The sequence below is a fragment of the Enterobacter sp. MEB024 genome, assembly GCF_030209635.1.
GTDB classification, from domain to species: Bacteria; Pseudomonadota; Gammaproteobacteria; order Enterobacterales; family Enterobacteriaceae; genus Enterobacter; species Enterobacter ludwigii.
Map to the genome: position 1 here is coordinate 166,906 of NZ_JARVRQ010000002.1, position 23,132 is coordinate 190,037.

Below are 23,132 nucleotides of genomic sequence, written 5' to 3' on the forward strand. Positions count from 1 at the left end.
ATTACGGGTTCACAAAGGTGTTCTTCACCCGCGTCGAACGCTTGAAATAGGGCACCAGCAGCGCCGCGGCCAGTAACGGGAAAAGCAGCTGGCGAACGGCCAGGGCATCAGAAACTGGCGAAAAAGCAAAGGCTTTCACCGCCAGCAGAACCGAAATCAGCAGCCAGATAATGTAGTGTTTAGGGACACCCTTACGGCGCTTAAAGAAGGCAATGGTCAGCCATAGCGTGTAGTACCACATCCCGATTGCAAAAACGAACGACACAAACCACATCGTAATATTAAGCACACTTTGCGACATCAGGGTCTGGATTGCATGAGGTGTAATCAGAGCGGTGGTATAAAGCAGCAGCGCAAGTGATGCGCTTAATAAGGCAACCAGCAGCCATGCCAGTGGGGCGATTAACCAGCCTCCAATTCGTTCTCCAGGCGTTGCGGTCATGAACTCTCCCATAATCTGCGCGAAATGTTGTACAGCCAGTTTGCAGGGCGGAGAGTATATAACATTTCGCGCGGATGGCTACTTTCTTATAAAACGTAGCGCCATACAGACTTAGGCACTTCACCGACGTTGAACAAACGGCCACCGGAGACCAGCTCCGCACGGCGGTGGTCAGCGGCGCGATACATATTGATGATTTCCTGATTATCCGACAGCGTGTAGTTCAGATGGTCAAACAGTTTTTCCAGGCTCTCAAGCGAATTGATCTTGCGAAATTTTAATAAATAGTCCTGAACTGTCATATTAATAAGTTTCCATATAAAAGTGAGTAATACCAGTTAAGGTAATTCGTCCGAATAATAAACGGATTAATAAAGACGTAAACAGCCCACTCAGATAACGCGACTAAATTAGGAGTTTTCTTTGCTGAAAGTACAGGCATCAGACGATGCCTGGAAGAGAAGGTTAACCGTGTTCACCAGGGCTGGCAATAAGTAACTGACATATTATGTCACTCTTTATTGCGGTAACCGGTTACTTAGGTTGGGCGACGGTGACAGGCTCCGGCGGCTGGTAGTTATCGATATGGCTGGCAACGCCAAGCAAAATGACCGATACCCCAAGGACAATCCATCCCGCTAATTCAATGATTCGATTAATAATTGACGTCATGACTGGTACGTGTAATTTATCCATAAATACAGGTTGCAAATGTTACAGCGCCGTTTCCCCCGCGGCAAGTGCTTTGGGAACGGTTCCCCTAAACAAAATCAGAACGTTAAATCTATGTAACAAAAACAACCGGCATAGCCTGCTATTTTACGTCATATGGCACATGATTAATCTGTAAGAACGTCAGAGTAGCCAGTGTGAAATAAGATAGTCATAAAAGAGGGCAACATTATGAGTGATAGCATCCGCGTCGGGCTTATTGGTTACGGTTACGCGAGCAAGACTTTTCATGCGCCTCTGATTGCCGGGACGCCGGGCATGGCGCTGGCGGCAGTATCCAGTAGCGATGCCACGAAAGTGCATGCCGACTGGCCCTCCGTGCCGGTTGTTTCTGAACCTAAGCATCTTTTTAACGACCCTAATATTGATCTAATCGTCATTCCCACCCCCAATGACACGCATTTTCCGCTGGCAAAGGCCGCACTGGAAGCCGGTAAGCACATTATTGTTGATAAACCCTTCACGGTGACGTTGTCACAGGCACGCGAACTGGATGCGCTGGCAAAAAGTTTTGGCAGAGTGCTTTCGGTATTTCATAACCGCCGCTGGGACAGTGATTTCCTGACGGTAAAAGCGCTCCTTAATGAAGGTACGCTGGGCGAAATCCTCTTTTTTGAATCGCACTTTGACCGGTTCCGCCCTCAGGTCCGAAACCGCTGGCGTGAGCAAGCCGGGCCGGGCAGCGGCATCTGGTACGATTTAGCGCCGCATCTTCTCGATCAGGCCGTAAATTTGTTTGGCCTGCCGGTCAGTATGACGGTCGATCTGGCCCAGCTCAGACCCGGAGCGCAAACCACCGACTACTTTCATGCCGTCTTGAGTTACCCGCAGCGGCGTATTGTACTGCACGGGACAATGGTGGCAGCCGCCGAATCAGCGCGTTATATCCTTCACGGTACGCGCGGGAGCTATGTGAAGTTTGGTCTCGATCCTCAGGAAGAACGCCTGAAAAACGGCGAGCGTTTGCCGCAGGAAGACTGGGGCTATGACATGCGGGACGGGGTTGTGACGCGGGTGGAAGGCGAGGAGAGGGTTGAAGAAACGTTACTGACGATCCCGGGTAACTATCCGGCGTATTATGCTGCTATCCGTGATGCGCTAAACGGGACGGGGGATAACCCGGTTCCGGCCAGCCAGGCGATTCAGATTATGGAATTGATTGAACTGGGGATTGAATCAGCCAAACACCGCGCAACGCTCTGTCTGGCGTGATTCTGGCAAAGCCGGGTAAGGGGACGACCCCACCCGGCAACGGGCTTAGCCGCGGGCGACCTTATCCCGCAGCGCCTGTTTCTCTGCTGGTGTCAGGAAGGCGATGTCCAGGCCGTTAATCTGCGCCTGGCGGATCTGATCCTGACTCAGGCCAGCCTGCGGTGCGGCGACGGTATACTCATGAATAATATCCACGCCCTGTACTGCCGGATCGTCCGTGTTCAGTGAGGCCAGAACACCGTGCTCCAGGAAGGTTTTCAGCGGGTGATGCGCCAGTGATGCCACTGTGCTGGTCTGAATATTGGACGTCAGACACGATTCAATACCAATACGCTGCTCGGCAAGGAAATCCATCAGGGCACGATCTTCAACGGCTTTGACACCATGACCGATACGCTCTGCACCCAGCTCACGGATGGCCTGCCAGATGCTTTCAGGGCCTGCCGCTTCACCGGCATGTACGGTAATGTGCCAGCCGGCGTCACGCGCGCGGTTGAAATGAGAAAGGAACAGACTGCCTGGGAAGCCGAGTTCATCACCCGCCAGGTCAACGGCAGCGATCGCATCACGATGCGCCAGTAACCCTTCCAGCTCCTGCAGACAGGCCGCTTCACCGAAGGTACGGCTCATAATGCCAATCAGGCGAGCCTGAACGTCGAAGGTTTTACACCCTTCGCGCACGCCGTCAATTACCGCTTCAACCACGCCTGCAACGGGCAGGTTGTGGGTCATCGCCATATAGCCTGGCGAAAAGCGCAGTTCAACGTAGTGCAGGCCATTACGGGCGGCATCTTCAATATTTTCGAAAGCAACACGGCGGCAGGCATCCAGCGAGGCCAGCATCTTCACGCCCCAGTCGAGTTTGCTCAGGAAACTGACCAGATCCGGTTCATTTGAGGTGACCTGAACGTGGGGGATTAGGGTCTCAATCGTTTGTGCAGGGAGCGTGAGATTGTACTGGCGGCCAAGATCGAGGATGGTTTGGGCACGAATGTTACCGTCAAGATGGCGGTGAATATCAGTTAGTGGCAGGCGTGTATCAATCATGGTCGCACTCTTTTCTGGTTAAAGTGCGTCATATTATAAAAACAAAACGAGGTAAAAAGCTATTTGCGCAAGGGAATATTCCGTTGCGCAATCTGATTACAGGAGCGTCGTTATGCCGGCGATCAGCCGCTGAACCCCTTGCTCAAGCTTGCTACGCGGGCATCCCGCATTCAGACGGACAAAACCGTTACCCTCTTCGCCGTAGGTGTATCCCGGCATGATGGCGACCTTTTGCTGCTCAATCAGGACTTTTTGTAGCATTTTGTCGTCAAGGTTGAGTGGACGTAAATCGATCCAGGCCAGATACGTGGCTTCGGGTGGCTGCCAGTTGAGCGTCGGAAACGCGCGGTGTAATTCGCGTGCAATGTACGCCAGATTTTCTTCCAGATACGCCCGCAACGCATCCAGCCATGGCTCTCCCTGCTGATAGGCAGCAATGTGGGCTGTCAGCGCCAGCACGGAAGGGGAAGAGAGCCCGTCACGACCTTTTAATGCGCTGAGGTAACCGTTACGGCTCTCTTTATCGCCAATCAGCCCCCAGGCACCGGTGAGCGCCGGTATGTTAAAACTTTTTGAACCAGAGCTCAGAAGTGCCCATTTGCCGCCTGCCACTTCATTCCACGGCGTATGGCGACGGCCTCCCCACACCATATCCATATGAATTTCATCGCTGATCACCGCCACGTCATAACGGGCGCACAGTTCTGCCATGTGACTCAGCTCTTCACGGGTCCAGACTTTACCCGTGGGATTTTGCGGGCTGCACAGCAGCAAAATTTTGTTTTCCGGTTTTGCCAGCGCCGCCTCAAGTGCGGCCCTATTTCCCTGCCAGCCCGTGGCATGTTTTTCCATCGCCACGCCGACCACCTGGCGGGCATTCCCCTCGATGGCCTTATAGAACGCATCGTAAGCGGGGGTATGGACCACCACGCCGTCGCCGGGAGTTGACCAGAGGCGAATCAGTTCGGACACCATATAAATAACGGAAGGCCCGTACACGAGCGAGTCGGTATCAATGTGGCTGTTAAAGCGCTGCCGGAACCAGTGCGCCACAGCGGCGAGAAACTCTTCATTTTTCCAGCGGCTGTAGCCAAACACCCCGTGATGAATACGCTGGTGCAGCGCTTCGGTGATGCAGGGCGCGGTCGCGAAATCCATATCGGAGATGGTGAAGGGCAGCAGATCGGCCGCGCCGAAGCGGTCGGCGACATAGTCCCACTGCGTGCACCAGGTGCCGTGTCGATCCACGACGGTTGAAAAATCGAACATGACTCAAGTCCTTAAAGAAAAACCCCCTCAGCGCGAGGGGGTGAGGCATCAGGCTTCCACTGTACGCATCAGGGTTGCCAGCTCATCTTTCACTGACTGAACCTGCGGGCCGATAACCACCTGCAAATTATGTTGATTTAACTGTACCACGCCGATGGCCCGGTTGGCTTTCAGGGCGTTGGTGTCCACTTTCGACATGTCCGCCACCGACAGGCGCAGTCGGGTGATGCAGTTATCCAGAGAGGTAATGTTATCTGCACCGCCCAGCGCCGCCAGAATAGCAGGGGTGTTATAGCCGGACTTACCCACGGTACCTGCAACAGCCTGCTCAACGCTGCTGGCGGTATCGGTATCCCGCCCAGGCGTTTTGAGGTTAAAGCGGGTGATGGCGAAGCGGAAAATGCCGTAGTACACCGCGAACCAGATAGCGGCGACCACCGGTACCAGGTACCACTTAGTCGACAACCCGTGCAGGATCCCGAACACCACAAAGTCGATGACGTTGCCGTCGGTATTCCCGATGGTGACGCCCAGCACCGCCATCACGGTGAAGCCCAGACCGGTCAGTACCGCGTGGATGAGATACAGCACTGGCGCGACAAACAGGAACAGGAATTCGATTGGCTCCGTTGTACCGCCCACGACGCAGGCGATGACCCCGGAAATCAGCAGCCCTTTAATTTTATGGCGGTTTTCCGGACGAGCACAGTGATACATGGCCAGCGCCGCACCCGGCAAGCCGCCGAGGAAGGCCGGCATTTTACCCTGTGACAGGAAGCGGGTCGCACTTTCAGAGAAGCCGTGCGTGGTCGGGCAGCTCAGCTGTGCCTGGAAGATGGTCAGCGCACCGCTCACATCGTGTCCGCACACCTCCATTGTGCCGCCCGCTTCGGTAAAGCGGATCAGCGCCACCAGAATATGTTGCAGACCAAACGGCAGCAGCAGACGTTCGCCGGTTCCGAAGATCATCGGACCAAAATCGCCCGCACCGTTGATGATGCGGCCAATCCCGTTAATCCCCAGCGCAAAGACTGGCCAGATCAGTGGAATAATAAGGCCAAACAGACCCATGACCACAAGGGTTACAATGGGTACAAAGCGGGTGCCCCCGAAGAACGCCAGCGCATCAGGCAGGCGGATATTGTGGAAGCGCTCATGCAGCATCCAGATAATCACCCCGGCGATCACCGCGCCGAGGATCCCGGTATCAATGGACTGAATCCCGATAACGCTCTGAATGTTGTTCGCTTTAAGCACGGCGGCATCGGTGGTGGGCAGAATGCCTTTAGCCGTCAGCCAGAAGTTCACCGCAAGGTTCATTACCGCATAACCGACAAACCCGGCAAAGGCGGCCACGCCTTTGTTCTCGCGTGCCAGACCCAGCGGGATAGCAATACAGAACATCACCGGCAGGAAGCTAAAGGCGAAGGAGCCGACTTTACTCATCCAGATAAAGATCGCCTGCAGCACAGGTGTCCCGAGGAACGGGATCAGCGTGATGACGTCCTTACTGCTCAACGAACTGCCGATCCCGAGCATGATCCCGCAGAACGAGAGGAGTGCCACGGGCAGCATAAAGGTTTTACCCAGTTGCTGGAAAAATTCCCACAGCGATATTTTTTGTGCTGCTTTCGCCGTCATAAAACGACTCCTTTATTGTTAAAATCAGTTTATCTGCTTCAATGCTGCGAGAAGATAAAACGTTTTATCAAAGTTTAGTGCGCTCTGAATCACATTCTCAGGCTTTGACTGGTAGTATAAAGATTACATATTGATAAAACGTTTTACCGATCTCATTTCAGGGAGTCACGCCGACACATGGCTGTAGCGAAAAAAATCACCATCAACGATGTCGCGCTGGCGGCGGGGGTTTCCGTCAGCACCGTTTCACTGGTGCTCAGCGGGAAAGGACGCATTTCTCCCGCGACCGGGCAACGGGTTAACGAGGCGGTTGAGCAACTGGGCTTTGTACGTAACCGCCAGGCATCAGCGCTGCGCGGCGGCCAAAGCGGTGTGATCGGTTTGATTGTGCGTGATCTGACCTCTCCCTTTTATGCCGAACTGACCGCGGGCCTGACCGAAGCGCTTGAAGCGCAGGGACGGATGGTCTTTTTGCTTCACGGCGGTCGCGAGGCCGATCAGCTCCTTTCCCGTCTGGATATGCTGCTTACGCAGGGCGTCGACGGGGTGATCGTCGCCGGCGCGTCGGGTGTGAGTAATGACTTGTGCGAGCGCGCCGCCGAAAAAGGCGTGCCGCTGGTGTTTGCCTCGCGCGCCAGTTATCTGGACGAAGCCGATACCCTGCGACCAGACAACATGCAGGCCGCACAAATGTTGACGGAGCATCTCATTCATCGTGGGCATCAGCGCATTGCCTGGCTTGGCGGAAAAAGCTCGTCCCTGACGCGAGCCGAGCGGGTAGGCGGTTACTGCGCGACGCTGATTAAATACGGCCTCCCGTTCCACAGCGAATGGGTGGTGGAATGCGAATCCAGCCAGAAGAAAGCCGCGGAAGCGATAAACGCGTTATTACGGAGTAGCCCGACGATAAGCGCCGTGATTTGCTATAACGAGGTGATTGCGATGGGAGCCTGGTTTGGCCTGATCCGCGCCGGGCGTCAGAGCGGCGAGGGTGGGGTTGAAACCTTCTTCGGCCACCAGGTGGCGTTAGGGGCATTTGCCGACGTCGGTGAAAACGCGCTGGACGATCTGCCCATTGTCTGGGCCACCACACCTGCCCGGGAGATGGGTTACACGCTGGCGGACAGGATTATGCAGCGCATCGAAAAAGCAGACGTGCAGGCCGGGCACCAGATTGTGTCGGCACGGTTAGTGACGGTGAAATAGTATTTCGTGGCACCAGTCTGAGTACCTGCAACCGGTAATAAAAAACCCCTCAGAGAGGGGTTTTGATGATTACTGCTGTGGTGCAGCGGGTGCAGCAGGTGCTTCAGGCACGGCCGGCGCTGCAGGTTCAGCCGGTTCCGGCATCCCCAGAGCAGGCATACCAAACATCCCGACAAAATCTTCCAGCGGCATTTTATCGCCGTTTAGCGTGACCTGACCGTTGGCATACTGCAGGCTGGTGGAAATGGTGTTGTCTTCCATCTTCGTGATGCGGAACATCTGGCCCATTGCCGCCAGGCCTTTCACCTGCTGGCTCGCCAGCTTGCCGGCATCTTCATCACCATACCCTTCAAGCTTCGCAATCTGGGTCATAAACTCGGTCGCCATATCCACAGGGATGGTCAGCTTGCTGTCGAGTGACTTCACGCTGCGATCCACTTCCTGCGCCAGGGTCTGAGGTTCACCCGTTGCGGTTGCCGGGTCTTTCATGAACAGGGACAGATTAAAGTTGGTTTCGCCTTTGCTGTTTTTCCAGCTCAGCGGGGCCACGGTGATAACTGGCTCGCCTTTCAGCAGGATGGGCAGGTTGTTCATCAGCACCGCCATGGCCTGCTGCTGGTAAACTTCCGGATTCTGCTGCAGCGCGGCATTGCTCAGCAGTGCCTGGCTCTCTTTGCTGTATTTCTGGCTAAATTCATGCCACGCCTGACCGTCGATATTGCCAATCTTCAGCGACAGTTTGCCGGTCCCGAGATCCTGGTTCTGCACTTTCAGGCTCTTCAGGGCGTAATCCAGTTGGGTATTGATGCTCTTACCGTCTTTAGACACGTCGGATTTGCCGTCCACCTCCATGCCTTCTAGCACGGCCATCTCTTTACCTTCAACCGCGATAGCAATCTTGTCGAAAGAGAGTGTCTGATTACCGATACGCTCTTTAAAATCGGTCATCTTGCTGTCGCCGTCGGCTTTCAGGTTATTGAACGTCAGCTGAACCTTTTGACCGTATTCATTGACGGCATTGATCAGGCCGCTCTCTGCTTCACCGGTCAGGGAGAAGACATTTCCATCGCGGTCAGCATCAACCTTGAAATTCCCCCCGCTAAAGGTCACTTTCTCGTTATCTTTCTCGTAGTTCAGTGCTTTCAGATCGATACTGGAACGTGTGTCACCGGCGTAGCTGATGCGGGTGTTAACCTCGAAAGGTGACTCATTCTTTGCCAGATCAAACAGCGGTTTGGTTAAGTCGTTATTCACCAGTACAGTATGAACGGACGCCATCGACGGGATCAGGTTAAAAGACGTTAACTGTGCCAGCGGGAACGGACCGTGGCTGACCACTTCATCCAGCACCACGCTTTGGCCCGGTTTCAGCCAGCCATTTTCATTACCGGCAACAGGCTTGACAACCACCTGCATATGGCTGGTAAAGATACCACGCTGATAATTCTGGTAGGCAAGCTCCACGCCTGCTTCCGGCGCACCACGCTTAAGCTCTCCGTTAGCCTGTGCCACCATCTCAGCCAGACGGCTTTCCAGCTGTTTCCCGGTAAACCAGGAGGCACCTGTCCAGACCACGCCTAACGCTACAATCACTCCTACCGCTACGACCGATTTTTTCATTGCGACTATCCCTAAAATGAAACCAGGCGGTAGAAACCGCCCGGTGATGTAAAGTCTTCAACTAGCTTAGCAAGAGTTGTTAAAAAATTCAGTAAGTGCTTATAGCTTATTAAAAACACGCGCCAGACGACCGGTACCGCTCACGCTCACCGGCGACTCGTTTGCCGCTACAAATGCCGATTCGCCTGGCTTGAGCACCAGACGCTCGCCACCTTTATGCAGCGTTGCTTCACCTTCAATGCAGAACAGGATTGCCGCGCTCTCCTGCGCGATGGCGGTTTCTGCCGGGCTCAGGTCATGCAGTGAGAAGGCAAAATCATCCACCGGGATGGGGAAGTCCAGCTTCGCACCCTGTTTAACAGGCTGAGTCAGCAGGAGATCCGCAGGCTTCGCCTCAAACTTCACGTTGGCAACCAGCTCAGGGATATCAATGTATTTCGGCGTCAGGCCTGCACGCAGTACGTTGTCTGAGTTGGCCATCACCTCCAGCGCCACGCCCTGCAGGTAGGCGTGCGGGGTTTCAGCAAACAGGAACATCGCCTCGCCCGGGTTCAGCTTCACCACGTTCAGCAGCAGAGGGGAGAACAGGCCGCTGTCGTCCGGGTAGAATTCAGAAATCAGGCGGATGGTATCCCACGGCTCACCGTGCTGGCTGTCCAGCGCCGCTTTCAGCACGGCCAGGGCGTGAGATTTCTCTTCTCCCTGCATGTTCAGCAGGCTGGCGAAAAGCTGGCTCAGGCCTGCTGCATTCGGGTTTTCCAGGAAGTGGGCAATAGCGTTGTTAGCACCCGCCACCGGCTGCAGCAGGGAGATAATTTCTGAGAACTCGCGAAACGCGTTCATCGCCAGGAAGGGGGTCAGCGCAAAGACCAGCTCCGGCTTGTGGTTAGGATCTTTGTAGTTACGCTCGGCGGCATCTAACGGAATACCGGCCGCGTTCTCTTTCGCAAAGCCCATCTCAGAGGCTTTTTTATTCGGGTGAACCTGGATGGAGAGCGGCTGGTCGGCGCACAGCACTTTAAACAGGAACGGCAGCTCACCAAAACGGCTGGCAACCTTGTCACCCAGCAGGGTGGCTTTGTCGGCATCAATCACGTCGCGCAGAGAGCGAACCTGGCCGCTTGCGTCTTCAATTTTTGAGCTGCTCTTCGGGTGCGCACCCATCCACAGTTCTGCCATTGGCAGGTTGTTTGGGTTCGCGATACCGTAGAGATCCGTTAACGCAGTTTTACTTCCCCAGGCGTAGTTTTGCACTGAGTTAATGAGTTTTTGCATTATCAAGCCCTGATTCAATGGTGGAATTAACTCTGGGTATTAAAGCAATAAACCACATGGAAGTAACCTGTGGATGTAAAAAGTCGTACTAGTCTCAGTTTTTGTTAAAAAATTGTGTAGGATAAGCTGACTCGCTTTTAAGCGGGCAGCGGAACATCTGCCCAAATAATCAGACTGAAGCAGTAAGTGAGAGAACAATGTCGAACAAACCCTTTCATTATCAGGATCCTTTTCCCCTCAGTAAGGATCAAACCGAATATTACCTGTTAACCCGCGATCACGTCTCCGTCTCTGAATTCGAAGGGCAGGAGATCCTCAAGGTCGATCCGCAGGCGCTGACGTTACTGGCGCAGCAGGCTTTCCACGACGCCTCGTTTATGCTCCGCCCTGCGCACCAGCAGCAGGTTGCCGATATCCTGAGCGACCCGCAGGCCAGCGAAAACGACAAATACGTCGCCCTGCAGTTCCTGCGTAACTCGGATATCGCGGCGAAGGGTATTTTACCTACCTGCCAGGACACCGGCACGGCCATCATTGTGGGTAAAAAAGGCCAGCGCGTCTGGACCGGCGGCGGCGACGAAGCGGCGCTGGCGCACGGCGTGTACAACACCTACACCGAAGACAACCTGCGCTACTCGCAAAACGCGGCGCTGGATATGTACAAAGAGGTCAACACGGGCACAAACCTGCCTGCGCAGATTGACCTGTATAGCGTGGACGGTGATGAATACAAATTCCTCTGCATCGCCAAAGGTGGCGGTTCAGCGAACAAAACCTATCTCTACCAGGAAACCAAAGCGCTGCTCACACCGGGCAAGCTGAAGAATTACCTGGTTGAGAAAATGCGCACGCTCGGCACCGCTGCCTGCCCGCCGTACCATATTGCCTTTGTGATTGGCGGTACGTCAGCAGAGAGCACCCTGAAAACGGTGAAGCTGGCGTCGACCAAATACTACGACGGCCTGCCTACCGAAGGGAACGAGCACGGCCAGGCGTTCCGCGATGTTCAGCTTGAACAGGAACTGCTGGAAGAAGCGCGTAACCTCGGCCTGGGCGCGCAGTTCGGCGGCAAATATTTTGCCCATGACGTGCGTGTGATCCGTCTGCCGCGCCACGGCGCCTCCTGTCCGGTCGGGATGGGGGTCTCCTGTTCTGCGGATCGTAACATCAAGGCGAAGATCAACCGCGAAGGTGTCTGGATCGAAAAACTGGAGAACAACCCAGGGAAGTACATTCCTGAAGCGTTGCGCAAAGCGGGCGAGGGTGAAGCCGTTCACGTTGACCTGAACCGTCCGATGAAAGAGATTCTGGCGCAGCTGTCTCAGTATCCGGTGTCGACCCGTCTCTCTCTTAACGGAACCATCATCGTTGGTCGTGACATCGCTCACGCGAAACTGAAAGAGCGTCTGGACAATGGTGAAGGGCTGCCGCAGTACATCAAAGATCACCCGATTTACTATGCAGGCCCGGCCAAAACGCCAGAAGGCTACGCCTCTGGCTCGTTAGGCCCGACCACTGCAGGCCGTATGGACTCGTATGTTGACCAGTTGCAGGCCAACGGCGGCAGCATGATCATGCTGGCAAAAGGAAACCGTAGCCAGCAGGTGACGGATGCCTGCCATAAACACGGTGGCTTCTACCTGGGCAGCATCGGCGGTCCGGCTGCCGTACTCGCGCAGGGCAGCATCAAGAGCCTGGAGTGCATTGAATACCCGGAACTGGGTATGGAAGCTATCTGGAAAATTGAAGTGGAAGATTTCCCGGCATTTATCCTTGTGGATGACAAAGGTAACGACTTCTTCAGGCAGATCCAGTCCTCACAATGTTCGGCGTGTGTGAAGTAATCTACTATAGCCGGGTGGCGTTCACGTCACCCGGCACATCAAAGAGCGCACAAAGCGCCATATCTTTTCTGTAAAGCAATCAATACTTATCTCTGAAGCATGTGAGCAATCCCGACAGTGTTATCAAGGAGAAAGTAATGACTACGGTACGCCGTGAGAAAGACTCTATGGGTGCGATCGATGTCCCGGCTGACAAGCTATGGGGCGCGCAAACCCAGCGTTCGCTGGAACATTTCCGTATTTCGACCGAGAAAATGCCCGTCTCGCTGATTCAGGCGCTGGCGCTCACTAAACGTGCGGCCGCTAAAGTGAATCAGGATTTAGGCCTGCTGGCGGCAGATAAGGCCACCGCGATTATCACTGCTGCCGATGAAGTGCTGGCCGGCAAGCATCCCGATGAATTCCCCCTCGCCATCTGGCAGACCGGTTCTGGCACCCAGAGCAACATGAATATGAACGAAGTGCTGGCGAACCGGGCAAGCGAACTGCTGGGCGGCGTGCGCGGTATGGAGCGTAAGGTTCACCCGAACGATGACGTAAACAAAAGCCAAAGTTCGAACGACGTCTTCCCGACGGCGATGCACGTGGCGGCGGTGATTGCGCTTCGTGAACAGCTGATCCCGCAGCTCAACGTGCTTAAAACCACCCTTGGTGAGAAAGCGCAGGCTTTCAGCGATATCGTCAAAATAGGACGCACTCACCTGCAGGATGCCACGCCGCTGACGCTCGGCCAGGAGATTTCCGGCTGGGTGGCAATGTTAGAACATAACCTCAAGCACATCGAGTACAGCCTGCCGCATCTTGCAGAGCTGGCGCTGGGCGGAACGGCGGTCGGTACGGGGTTAAATACCCATCCGGAATATGCGGTGCGCGTTGCCGACGAGCTGGCGGCCATCACCGGGCAGCCGTTTATCACGGCGCCGAATAAGTTTGAAGCGCTGGCCACCTGTGATGCGCTGGTTCATACCCACGGCGCCCTCAAGGGTCTGGCAGCGTCGTTGATGAAAATCGCCAATGATGTGCGCTGGCTGGCCTCGGGTCCCCGTTGCGGGATCGGTGAAATTAGCATTCCGGAAAACGAGCCGGGTAGCTCTATCATGCCGGGCAAAGTAAACCCGACCCAGTGTGAGGCCATGACCATGCTCTGCTGCCAGGTAATGGGTAACGACGTTGCCGTTAACATGGGCGGCGCATCCGGTAACTTTGAGCTGAACGTCTATCGCCCGATGGTGATTCACAACGTGCTTCAGTCCATACGCCTGCTGGCGGACGGTATGGAGAGTTTCAACGAGCACTGTGCGTCAGGCATTGAGCCAAACCGCGAGCGCATCAGCCAGTTGCTTAATGAGTCGTTGATGCTGGTGACCGCGCTGAATACCCATATCGGCTACGACAAAGCCGCCGAGATTGCGAAAAAAGCGCATAAAGAGGGGCTGACGCTGAAAGCCTCCGCTCTGGCATTGGGTTACCTGACGGAGGCTGAGTTTGATGCATGGGTACGCCCGGAATCGATGGTCGGCAGCCTGAAATAATCACTGCGCCACATACAGGTGCAGCCGCGGAATAATCAGCTGCAGCGGTTGCGCCTGAGGTCTGTAACGATGCTGGACATTTTCAGCATCGTAATTCAGCAGTTCGCCAATATCCGGCACAATGGCCCCCTGATCGGCATCATAAAGTGCGATCAGCGGCGTCGGGCAGGCATACTGTACCTGCTTTTGCTGGCCGGAATACCAGACGCGTGCGATAGGCTGCACCTTCACCGGGCGCTTAATCTTAAGCCGTGTATCCGCCGGCAGTGAGGCGATGCTGTGGTACTCCTGCTCAAGCCGTTCAATCCACTGCTCGCGTGACCACGGTGCGACAGTCCGCGGTGCCTTCAGACTCTTTTCCAGCTGCGCCAGAATGTCATCCCGGGTGAAGTTTTTAATGATGTGCTTGTTGGCCCAGCCGAAGCGAAGCGTGGCGGGATGACGCAGTACCGTGAGCGTACGGTAGGCATTCAGGGTGATTAATCCCGGTAGCTGTCGGTGTACCCATTCAAAACGGGCGGCAGGGGCCAGACCCGACTCTTCAGTGATGATCTTTTCAAACGTCGCCTTAAGCGTGTTGATATGCGCAATCTGGTTTTCCAGCGCTTCTCGCGTTGTTGCATCAGTTTGCAGGCAGATTACGCCCGGCAGACGAACGGCCGCCTTACTGCTGCGGTTTTCTGACTGCTGCTGGATAAACAGGCGACGGTAGTGCCGCAGCGTCAATTCCAGCGCCGCTTTGCCGATATGCTGCTGTACCTCTATGGTTTCCAGCGGGTCGTGTTCAGCGCCTTTCACCACATCCGGCAGGGTAAAGACCCGCGCGGCTAACAGACGGCAGGTCTGCAAACGTTCGGTCAGGTTCAGTAACTCGTGTTCAATGTCGCGGAACGTGCTGTTCAGCCTTTCGATGAGATCGTACGTCGCCATGATAACTCTTCATTAGTTACAACATACTTATCATATAGCACAGCACGCCGGGTCAGGCCAGCGTGCGATAAAGGTCAGGCAGGGACGGGAAGGGTGATGTTGTGATATACCGGCCAGCTAAAGCAGAAGCGCGCGCCGCCGAGCGCGCTCTCTTCACAATGCACCGTGCCGCCCATCGCCTGCGCGATGGAGTAAACAATTGCCAGCCCGAGGCCACATCCCCCCGTGGCACGATCGCGGCTGGGGTCGAGGCGTACAAACGGCTCAAACACCGTTTCACGCGCTTCCGGGGCGATGCCCGGTCCGTCGTCCTCAACCGTCAGACAGGCCTGACTACCCTGTAAATCTAAGCCAATCTGCAGCGTGCTCTCGCTATAACGCATGGCGTTGTTCATCAGATTATCCAGCACGCGTTCCATCAGACGCATATCCAGTGCGCCATAATCGCCGGGCGTGACGCGTGTCAGTAGCGTGCGTTGCGGGTTTACGCTCTGGACATCATCGATATGGGTTTGTAACCAGCCGGGCAGGTCCGGCGTACTGAGGTTCAGTTCGTTTTGCGGGCGATCGAGGCGCGCATAGGTCAGGAGCTCCTCAATGAGACCCTCAAGCTGACCAATGTCGCGGTTCAGCGCCTGAGACTCGGCCTCCGTCAGGTTTTCGCTCATCTCCAGCCGATAGCGCAGGCGTACCAGCGGCGTACGCAGCTCGTGAGCAATTCCGTCAATGAGCTGTTTTTTACTGATAATCAGCGCATTGATGTTATCGGCCATCTGGTTAAACGCCACGCCAAGACGTTCGAAGCTGGAACCGCTGTCGAAGTGAATGCGCTCGGTAAAATGCCCGTCACCAAAACGTTGCGCAGCTGATTCCAGTTTCAGCATGTCCTGCCAGTGTGGCCTCATCCAGATAAAGACCGGGAACGCGAGCGAAATGGCAATGAAAGCCAGCAGGGCAAGGTCCAGCAGGCGCATCTGGTGCAGATAATAGAGATAAGGTACCGGCCCCACGGCCAGAACGTAATGGCTCCGTGGAATGCGCTGGATAAAGGTATATTTCTCATCCAGCGCCACAATGTCCCCGTCACGCAGTCGCTGCATGGCGGGTGGCTCTAAATCGAAATCCTTCATCGGCTCGATGCGCAGATCAAACGACAGGTTCAGATCCAGCTCTTTTAAGGTCTTGGCCCAGTCGTGTGGCGGGATCTCTCGCAGCTCGCTGCGCATCAGGTAGAGCGAGCTTTTCATTAAATCATCCAGTGACTGCCTGCCCGCACGTTCGGCGGTGAATTTATAGACCAGCCCAACCAGCATGGTCATCACAAGGAAGCAGACAAACAGCAGGAGATAAAACTGTACGAACAGCTTTTTCATTCAATCTCACCGAAAATCAATACGTTAACAACCTGCGTCGAAGACAAACACGCAAACCCAAACTAGTTACACATACCGCTCGGTTTTTTACGGGGCCCGCATTGTGAGTAATCCCACAGAACGTACCCTTTTGATTTCATACAGTCTTCTATTTTCTGGATCCTGGAATCTTGCTGTTCTATCGTTTCGCCCGGCAGCAGGCGGTTACGACTGAAGTTTTCGTCCCATGAATTGAGCGAATACTTTCGATCAACGCCGCAGGCGTACAAATCCTCACGGCGTTGTTGCACATTGGTATGGCCCGGGGTCCAGGGATTCTGGATAGTCTGAATATACGGAACATAGTCATAATTACTTGAATCCATATCTGCGACAACGCATCCGGTTAACCCAAAACAGCAGATCAGGCTGAGTGTTCTTATTTTATGCAACTGTCAGACCTCGTCTGCGTAATGTTTTAAACAGTGTCGTTCGGGGAACCGGCATCAGGTTTCCCAGGCGTGAGGCGCGAACAGATAGCCCTTGTTACGCACGGTTTTAATGCGGTACGGCTCAGTGGCATTATCCTGCAGTTTTTTACGCAGGCGCGAAATAGCCACGTCAACGCTGCGATCCATTCCGTCGTAGCTGACGCCGCGCAGGTTTTTCAGTAATGCATCGCGATCCATGATCTGCCCGGCGTGGGTTGCCAGTTCCCAGAGCAGGTCAAAATCTGCGGTGGAAAGGGCGATAAGCTCGCCAGAAAGCAGAACCTGACGGTTAATCGGATCAATAGACAAGGTACCAAAACGCATCGCTTTGTGCGGGGTCAGCGACTGAGCAGGCGCTTCTCGTTCAACGCTGGCACGTTGGCGTAAATGGAGGCGCAGACGAGCAAGGAGGACGGCAGGGGGCGTGGTTTTCAGAATGTAGTCATTGGCACCCATTTCGAGTGACAAAATATGGTTCATGTCGCTGTCCAGCGAGGTCAGCAGCACGATAGGGCCCTCCCACCGGGCGCGCAGATCGCGGCAGACCGTCATGCCATCTTTGCCGGGCAGCATAATGTCCAGCAGCACCAGGTCCGGGTTTTCACGTAAGACCACCTCTTCGGCACGATCGCCACGAGGCTCAACAATGACGTCCATATCATGTTTACCCAGATAGGCGGCGATCAATTGTCCCACTTCGGGCTCGTCTTCAACATAAACAATCTTATTCATACAACGTCTGTTATCGTGAAAAAAGCCAACATACACCGCACAACCTTAACGTTCCATTAATCTTTCATAATTAACGCCAGTTCCGTTATTCTGGCTCATAGTGTTATTTGATTGTTATAGGGAAAAAGATGGGGCTGGTGATAAAAGCCGCGTTGGGTGCGCTGGTGGTGTTACTGATTGGTGTTCTGGCTAAAACCAGGAATTATTATATTGCCGGGCTGATCCCACTCTTCCCGACCTTTGCGTTAATAGCGCACTATATTGTCGCCTCAGAACGAGGCACGGAAGCATTGCGTACGACTATCGTGTTCGGGATGTGGTCGATCATCCCTTATTTTCTTTATCTGCTTTCGCTGTGGTACTTCACCGGTTTTATGCGACTTCCCCTGGCGCTGAGCGGGGCCGTTGTCTGCTGGGGGCTCAGCGCCTGGGTGCTTATCTTCTTCTGGAGCCGCTTTCACTAGCGCAGCGGTCGACCGCCGTCCACGGCAAAGGTTCTGCCAGTGACGTAGCAACTGGTGAGCAGATAATCGATAAGATCGATAACCTCTTTTTCACCTGGCGCAATTTTCATCAGCGATTTATTTAGCGCCTGCTGGCGATACTCCGCATCATCGTCTTCGTTAAATAAAATCATCGCCGGGGCGATGGCGTTCACCTTAACTTCAGGGGCAAGTTTACGCGCGAACGAGCGCGTCATGTTATCAAGTGCGGCTTTACTGGCCGCATAGGCGATGTGCTTGTCGCTGCCGCGCTCCACGACGTAATCGGTGAAATGAATAATATCACCTGCCGCATGTCCGTGACCGCGCAACAGGTCGAGCAGGGCATGGTTCAGCAGATAGGGCGCATTGACGTGGATCTGCAGCATGCAGGAGAGCGTATCGCTGAGTGGCGTACCGGATTTTTCGGGAAGCCAGGCGCTGGCATTATGGATAATGGCGCGCAGCCCGGGGGTGGTAGATTTTACTTTTTCAGCGAAGGCCAGAATACCGTCATCGGTTGAGAAATCGGCCTGAATGCAGATCGCACCGGCTTTGCGTAGCCCCTCAATCGAGGGATATTCGCTGCGGTAACTGATGATGACCGGATGGCGAAGATTGAGAAAGTGATGGGCAAGGGCGAGGCCGATACGACGGCCTCCACCAGTAATCAGTATTGGGCGTTGCTGCGCGTTTCCCATCGTGTTCTCCTTTTCAGTTCAACAATGGGAAAGGCGATTCTATCCCATTAACATCCAGGTTGCCGGTACGGCAGCAACCAGTAACAGCCCGATTAAGGCCATCTCACGGCGTCTAAGCGCGTTCTCTAACTGATGCGTGCGGCGGGCGTAGATAAACACCAGCAGACCCGGTGCATACAACACCACCGACAGCAGCAGATGCATAGGCCCGGAAGCATACAACAACCACAGGCCGTAAATACAGGCTCCGACACCCACCACATAGTGCGCCGGACGTGTGGCGATTTTTAACAGATATGCACCCACTAAGAAATAGGGTACCAGAATCATCTCCGAGGCGATGGTCAGCAGAGTGTTATAGTCTGAACCTGTGAGCCAGATCAGCACCAGACAGACCTGAACGCTGATGTTGGTCAGCCAGAGTGAGGCCGACGGCGCGCTGTTTTTGTTTTGACGAGCAAACAGGCGTGGAAATGCTTTGTGCGTTGCGGCCAGGAACGGCACTTCTGCCGCCATAATGGTCCAGCTCAGGTACGCGCCGCACACGGAGATAATCAGCCCCGCGGCAATTACCACGTCACCCCACGGTCCGAACATTTTCACCATCAGGCCCGCCATCGACGGGTTACGCATTTCGGCCAGTTCAGGACGCGCGACCACCCCCAGCGACAGCAGCGTCACCATCAGATACACGCCCAGCGCCGCCAGTACCGCCAGCAGCGTGGCGCGACCCACATCGCGCTTATTCCGCGCCCGGGCAGAGACCACGACGGCACCTTCAACACCGATGAAGACCCACAGGGTGATCAGCATGGTGTTTTTGACCTGCTCCCAGACCGGTACGCCCAGCGCGACACCGCTGAAATCGAGACTGAACACATCGAGACGGAACGCCATAAAGGCCAGCACGATAAACAGGCCAAGCGGAACCAGTTTGGCCAGGGTTGCCACCAGGTTAATGCTGGCCGCCGTCTGTACGCCACGTAGAATCAGCCAGTGAACAACCCACAGCAGTACCGAGGCGCCCACAATGGACTGCCAGGTATTGCCGTCGCCAAAGAACCGCAGTTCAGGGGTATCGGTAAAGAAACTGAGCGCAGAAAAGACGATCACCAGGTAGGAGACGTTTGCGATGACCGCACACAGCCAGTAGCCCCATGCGGAACAGAAGCCAATCAGTTCGCCGAAACCTTCACGGGCGTAAGTGAAAATCCCCCCATCCAGATCCGGGCGGATGCGGGTCAGCAGCAGCATTGCGAACGCCAGCAGCAAAATCCCGGCACCCGTGATGCCCCACCCTATAAGCAGTGCGGCAGGGCTGGCGACCGCCGCCATATTCTGCGGTAAGCTGAACACGCCCGCACCCAGCATTGAGCTCAAAACGAGTGCAGTCAAAGCACTCAGGCCTAGTTTCTTTTCCATTGGCTTCCTGTTATGAAAGGTCCAAATCCAGAATAATTATTTCGCACAGGCGCATAAAAATGGTGGATCACACTAAGGCGCGGGATTTTACGGAGTGTCACGAAAGCATGCAATGACGTGGGGCCGAATTTCAAAAAAAAGTAACAAAAAAGGCGGCATTGCGCCGCCTCGGGTCAACCGTTCTGTTACTTGTACAGGTCGGCGCTGATGGTCACGTTGTTACCACGTTCCTGCCACTGGCGGGTGATGTGGTAATACTTCGCCCCTTTCTTCGCCGCACGTTTCGCGACCTGATAAGAGACTTCCGTCATGTTGCCGTAGTTGCCGGTAAATTTAATGCTGTCGAACGGCACCATCTGCGCTGCAGTGGCTTTGTTCAGCTCTTCAATTTTGGTTCCGTCTGGCAGGGTAACGGAGTAACGGCCACCTTTGGTGGATTGCGTTTCGAAGAAACGGCCCACTTCAGCGCTTGGTGCGGCAGAGGTGGCTACGCCTGGAATTTCCACTTTCTTCGCTTCTTCGCCGCCTTTCGCTATTGCCGCACGACCCGCTTCGGAATCAGCAGGAATAGCGTCCGGGCTTTGCAGAACGCGTTTTTTCGCATCTTCTTTATAGATGAACGCAGTAATGCGCTGGTTGCCACCCTGGTTAGCATCGACCTGACGCACGATAAAGAAAGAGTACGCGCCTTTTTCTTTTGCGGCTTTGGTGATGGCATCATTCACTTCAGGCTGGCTGCGATAGAAGCCCTGCACGGTGACGGTGTCATAAGGTTCCAGCTCAATCGCCTGATCTTTCGGTAATTCAACGACGCCGTTAATCACGCGGTTTTTCGGTGCGTCAGCTTTCGGCGCATTGTCTTTATACAGCGCAATGGTCACGCGCTGGTTACCGCTGTTGCCGGAGTCAGACTGATCAACAACGTAAAACGAGGCCGCACCGTTTTTATCGGCGGCTTTTGATGCGGCGGCGACGGCATCGCCAATAGAATTATAACGACCCACAATGACCGTATGGTCAAAAGGTTTTAACGCTGCCGCTTGCTCCGGCGTTAACTCTGTCGCGGCATTCGCAGACAGGGCGGTCGCGGAGAGAAGTGCGGACGCCAGGAGTGTGTTCTTAAGCTTCATAAAAATAATCCTTCGCCTTGCGCAAACCATGTACTGGTATTGTTGTTAATTTGAGACGGTCCCGATTATGGCATTTAAAACCCGTCGCTGTCTGCGCCATTTTTCACAGCCTGTGCTCACTGAATCATCTGATTTGATAACATTTAGTGATATGTTGAAAAAACAGGCGTCTGACAAGCAAAACTGATAAAGCTTATGACTTTTACAAGTTAATTTAATGTTAATAAGTTGTTCTCTAATGGCGCTATATCATGTTTTTACCGCTTCGCTTGCGCTATTTATCGGTCTCAGCGATGAATTTAAGGTAAATATCACTGTCAGCGACGCAGATCACTTATTTTTCACAGATAAAGTAAGAAATAGTGTTTTCTGGCGGTAGATCACGGGCGTTATTTTCAGTAGGTTATAGAAAGTTTGTTACTGTTTTATTTTCTGGGGTTAATCATATGTCGTCGCTGTCCTGCTGGCGAAAGTTGATACAAACCGCGGGCATTTATCGACAAACCATCATCAAAAACCGATGGAAGGGAAAACTATGCGTATTGGGGTACCAAAAGAACGGTTAGCCAATGAAACCCGCGTAGCGGCAACACCGAAAACGGTGGAGCAACTGCTTAAACTGGGTTTTACCGTCGCAGTTGAACGCGGCGCGGGCAAACTGGCGAGTTTCGATGACGAGGCCTTTATTCAGGCTGGCGCGGAAGTGGTGGACGGTGCTGAAGTCTGGCAGTCGCCCGTTATTCTCAAGGTTAATGCGCCGGAAGAGAGCGAGATTGAACTGCTGAATCCCGGCACGACGCTGGTGAGCTTCATCTGGCCTGCACAGAATCCTGAGTTGATGGAGAAGCTGGCAGCACGTGGCGTGACCGTGATGGCCATGGACTCCGTGCCGCGTATTTCGCGCGCGCAGTCGCTGGATGCCTTAAGTTCCATGGCGAATATCGCCGGTTACCGCGCGATTGTTGAGGCGGCGCATGAGTTTGGTCGCTTCTTTACCGGTCAGATCACCGCGGCAGGGAAAGTGCCTCCGGCGAAAGTGATGGTGATTGGCGCGGGCGTGGCGGGTCTTGCGGCTATCGGCGCGGCAAACAGCCTGGGCGCTATCGTACGCGCTTTTGACACCCGTCCTGAAGTAAAAGAACAAGTACAAAGTATGGGTGCCGAATTCCTTGAGCTGGACTTCAAGGAAGAAGCGGGCAGCGGTGACGGTTACGCGAAGGTCATGTCCGAAGCTTTTATCAAAGCGGAAATGGAACTCTTCGCCGCGCAGGCCAAAGATGTCGACATCATTGTCACTACCGCGCTTATCCCCGGTAAACCCGCGCCGAAGCTGATTACACGTGAGATGGTTGACTCAATGAAGTCGGGCAGCGTGATCGTCGACCTGGCGTCGCAGAACGGTGGCAACTGTGAATACACCGTGCCAAATCAGGTGACCACCACTGCTAACGGCGTGAAGGTGATCGGGTATACCGATTTGCCGGGCCGTCTGCCAACCCAGTCTTCTCAGCTGTACGGTACCAACCTTGTTAACCTGCTGAAACTGCTCTGCAAAGAGAAAGACGGCAACATCACCGTTGATTTTGACGATGTTGTTGTGCGTGGCGTAACGGTGGTGCGTGAAGGCGAAATCACCTGGCCTGCGCCACCGATTCAGGTGTCCGCGCAGCCTCAGGCGGCACCGAAAGCGGCACCTGAGCCTAAAGAGCCTGCTAAACCGGCTTCTCCGTGGCGTAAGTACGCGATCATGGCGCTGGTCATTATTCTGTTTGGCTGGCTGGCAGATGTCGCGCCGAAAGAATTCCTCGGCCACTTTACCGTCTTCGCGCTCTCGTGTGTGGTGGGGTACTACGTCGTGTGGAATGTCTCCCATGCGCTGCATACGCCACTGATGTCGGTCACTAACGCCATCTCCGGGATTATCGTGGTCGGGGCGCTGCTGCAGATTGGCCACGGCGGCTGGGTAAGCTTCCTGAGCTTTATCGCGGTGCTGATCGCCAGTATCAATATTTTCGGTGGGTTCACCGTGACTCAGCGCATGCTGAAAATGTTTCGTAAAGGCTAAGGGGTAG

General features: G+C 54.5%; 20 protein-coding genes. 6 read left to right on the top strand and 14 right to left on the bottom strand.

Features of this window, described 5'->3' with window-relative positions:
* Position 1 precedes the first annotated feature (1 nt).
* The 3 genes from QRN24_RS03055 to blr form a co-directional block, all read right to left on the bottom strand.
* A complete protein-coding gene (locus QRN24_RS03055; protein ID WP_025204344.1) occupies positions 2–442 on the bottom strand; it encodes a DUF2569 domain-containing protein in 441 nt (146 codons plus the stop codon).
* 86 nt (positions 443–528) lie between these two features.
* Positions 529–744, bottom strand: a complete 216-nt coding sequence (ydgT, locus tag QRN24_RS03060) for a transcription modulator YdgT (RefSeq protein ID WP_006174966.1) — start codon at positions 742–744, stop codon at positions 529–531.
* Between the two features lie 232 nt (positions 745–976).
* Positions 977–1,102, bottom strand: a complete 126-nt coding sequence (gene blr / locus QRN24_RS03065) for a division septum protein Blr (protein ID WP_168112406.1) — start codon at positions 1,100–1,102, stop codon at positions 977–979.
* 243 nt (positions 1,103–1,345) lie between these two features.
* On the opposite strand from blr, the gene QRN24_RS03070 reads away from it, so the two are divergent.
* Entirely contained in the window at positions 1,346–2,386 is a 1,041-nt protein-coding gene (locus QRN24_RS03070) for an oxidoreductase (RefSeq protein ID WP_284942324.1), read from the top strand.
* 45 nt (positions 2,387–2,431) lie between these two features.
* Here the strand turns inward: QRN24_RS03070 and add are convergent, their stop codons facing one another.
* The 3 genes from add to malX all read right to left on the bottom strand — a co-directional run bounded on the left by add (position 2,432) and on the right by malX (position 6,343).
* The gene (add, locus tag QRN24_RS03075) at positions 2,432–3,433 is read right to left on the bottom strand and encodes an adenosine deaminase (RefSeq protein ID WP_014169807.1); all 1,002 of its coding nucleotides are present in this window, start codon (positions 3,431–3,433) and stop codon (positions 2,432–2,434) included.
* Positions 3,434–3,529: 96 nt separating this feature from the next.
* Positions 3,530–4,702 (bottom strand): MalY/PatB family protein, encoded by a 1,173-nt coding sequence (locus tag QRN24_RS03080; RefSeq protein WP_284942325.1) that lies wholly within the window; start codon positions 4,700–4,702, stop codon positions 3,530–3,532.
* A 48-nt stretch (positions 4,703–4,750) separates the two neighbouring features.
* A complete protein-coding gene (malX, locus tag QRN24_RS03085; protein WP_014169809.1) occupies positions 4,751–6,343 on the bottom strand; it encodes a maltose/glucose-specific PTS transporter subunit IIBC in 1,593 nt (530 codons plus the stop codon).
* Between the two features lie 177 nt (positions 6,344–6,520).
* Here malX and QRN24_RS03090 point away from each other — a divergent pair, with 177 nt between their 5' ends.
* On the top strand, positions 6,521–7,549 hold the full coding sequence (locus QRN24_RS03090; protein WP_014169810.1) for a Mal regulon transcriptional regulator MalI: 1,029 nt from the start codon (positions 6,521–6,523) through the stop codon (positions 7,547–7,549).
* A 69-nt stretch (positions 7,550–7,618) separates the two neighbouring features.
* On the opposite strand, the gene QRN24_RS03095 is transcribed toward QRN24_RS03090, so the two are convergent.
* Positions 7,619–9,169: a YdgA family protein gene (locus QRN24_RS03095; RefSeq protein ID WP_284942326.1), complete on the bottom strand. Its 1,551-nt coding sequence runs from the start codon at positions 9,167–9,169 to the stop codon at positions 7,619–7,621.
* A gap of 99 nt (positions 9,170–9,268) precedes the next feature.
* Complete coding sequence (gene manA, locus QRN24_RS03100; RefSeq protein ID WP_284942327.1) at positions 9,269–10,444, bottom strand: mannose-6-phosphate isomerase; 1,176 nt, start codon at positions 10,442–10,444, stop codon at positions 9,269–9,271.
* Between the two features lie 197 nt (positions 10,445–10,641).
* Here manA and fumA point away from each other — a divergent pair, with 197 nt between their 5' ends.
* Both fumA and fumC read left to right on the top strand, forming a co-directional pair.
* Positions 10,642–12,288 carry a class I fumarate hydratase FumA gene (gene fumA, locus QRN24_RS03105; protein ID WP_025204339.1) on the top strand — a complete coding sequence of 549 codons (1,647 nt, stop codon included), beginning with the start codon at positions 10,642–10,644 and terminating at the stop codon, positions 12,286–12,288.
* A 137-nt stretch (positions 12,289–12,425) separates the two neighbouring features.
* The gene (fumC, locus tag QRN24_RS03110; RefSeq protein ID WP_020884315.1) at positions 12,426–13,820 is read left to right on the top strand and encodes a class II fumarate hydratase; all 1,395 of its coding nucleotides are present in this window, start codon (positions 12,426–12,428) and stop codon (positions 13,818–13,820) included.
* On the opposite strand, the gene tus is transcribed toward fumC, so the two are convergent.
* The 3 genes from tus to rstA form a co-directional block, all read right to left on the bottom strand.
* On the bottom strand, positions 13,821–14,750 hold the full coding sequence (gene tus / locus QRN24_RS03115; RefSeq protein WP_284942328.1) for a DNA replication terminus site-binding protein: 930 nt from the start codon (positions 14,748–14,750) through the stop codon (positions 13,821–13,823).
* 74 nt (positions 14,751–14,824) lie between these two features.
* A complete protein-coding gene (rstB, locus tag QRN24_RS03120) occupies positions 14,825–16,123 on the bottom strand; it encodes a two-component system sensor histidine kinase RstB (protein ID WP_059306021.1) in 1,299 nt (432 codons plus the stop codon).
* 485 nt (positions 16,124–16,608) lie between these two features.
* The gene (gene rstA / locus QRN24_RS03125) at positions 16,609–17,325 is read right to left on the bottom strand and encodes a two-component system response regulator RstA (protein ID WP_025204337.1); all 717 of its coding nucleotides are present in this window, start codon (positions 17,323–17,325) and stop codon (positions 16,609–16,611) included.
* 128 nt (positions 17,326–17,453) lie between these two features.
* On the opposite strand from rstA, the gene QRN24_RS03130 reads away from it, so the two are divergent.
* The gene (locus QRN24_RS03130; protein WP_025204336.1) at positions 17,454–17,789 is read left to right on the top strand and encodes a GlpM family protein; all 336 of its coding nucleotides are present in this window, start codon (positions 17,454–17,456) and stop codon (positions 17,787–17,789) included.
* On the opposite strand, the gene folM is transcribed toward QRN24_RS03130, so the two are convergent.
* The 3 genes from folM to ydgH all read right to left on the bottom strand — a co-directional run bounded on the left by folM (position 17,786) and on the right by ydgH (position 21,060).
* On the bottom strand, positions 17,786–18,508 hold the full coding sequence (gene folM, locus QRN24_RS03135) for a dihydromonapterin reductase (protein ID WP_284942329.1): 723 nt from the start codon (positions 18,506–18,508) through the stop codon (positions 17,786–17,788). The genes QRN24_RS03130 and folM overlap by 4 nt on opposite strands.
* A 39-nt stretch (positions 18,509–18,547) precedes the next feature.
* A complete protein-coding gene (locus QRN24_RS03140) occupies positions 18,548–19,930 on the bottom strand; it encodes an amino acid permease (RefSeq protein WP_020884310.1) in 1,383 nt (460 codons plus the stop codon).
* A gap of 185 nt (positions 19,931–20,115) precedes the next feature.
* Positions 20,116–21,060, bottom strand: a complete 945-nt coding sequence (gene ydgH, locus QRN24_RS03145) for a DUF1471 family protein YdgH (protein WP_020884309.1) — start codon at positions 21,058–21,060, stop codon at positions 20,116–20,118.
* A gap of 535 nt (positions 21,061–21,595) precedes the next feature.
* Here ydgH and pntA point away from each other — a divergent pair.
* Positions 21,596–23,125 (top strand): Re/Si-specific NAD(P)(+) transhydrogenase subunit alpha, encoded by a 1,530-nt coding sequence (pntA, locus tag QRN24_RS03150; RefSeq protein ID WP_020884308.1) that lies wholly within the window; start codon positions 21,596–21,598, stop codon positions 23,123–23,125.
* Positions 23,126–23,132: the final 7 nt, after the last annotated feature.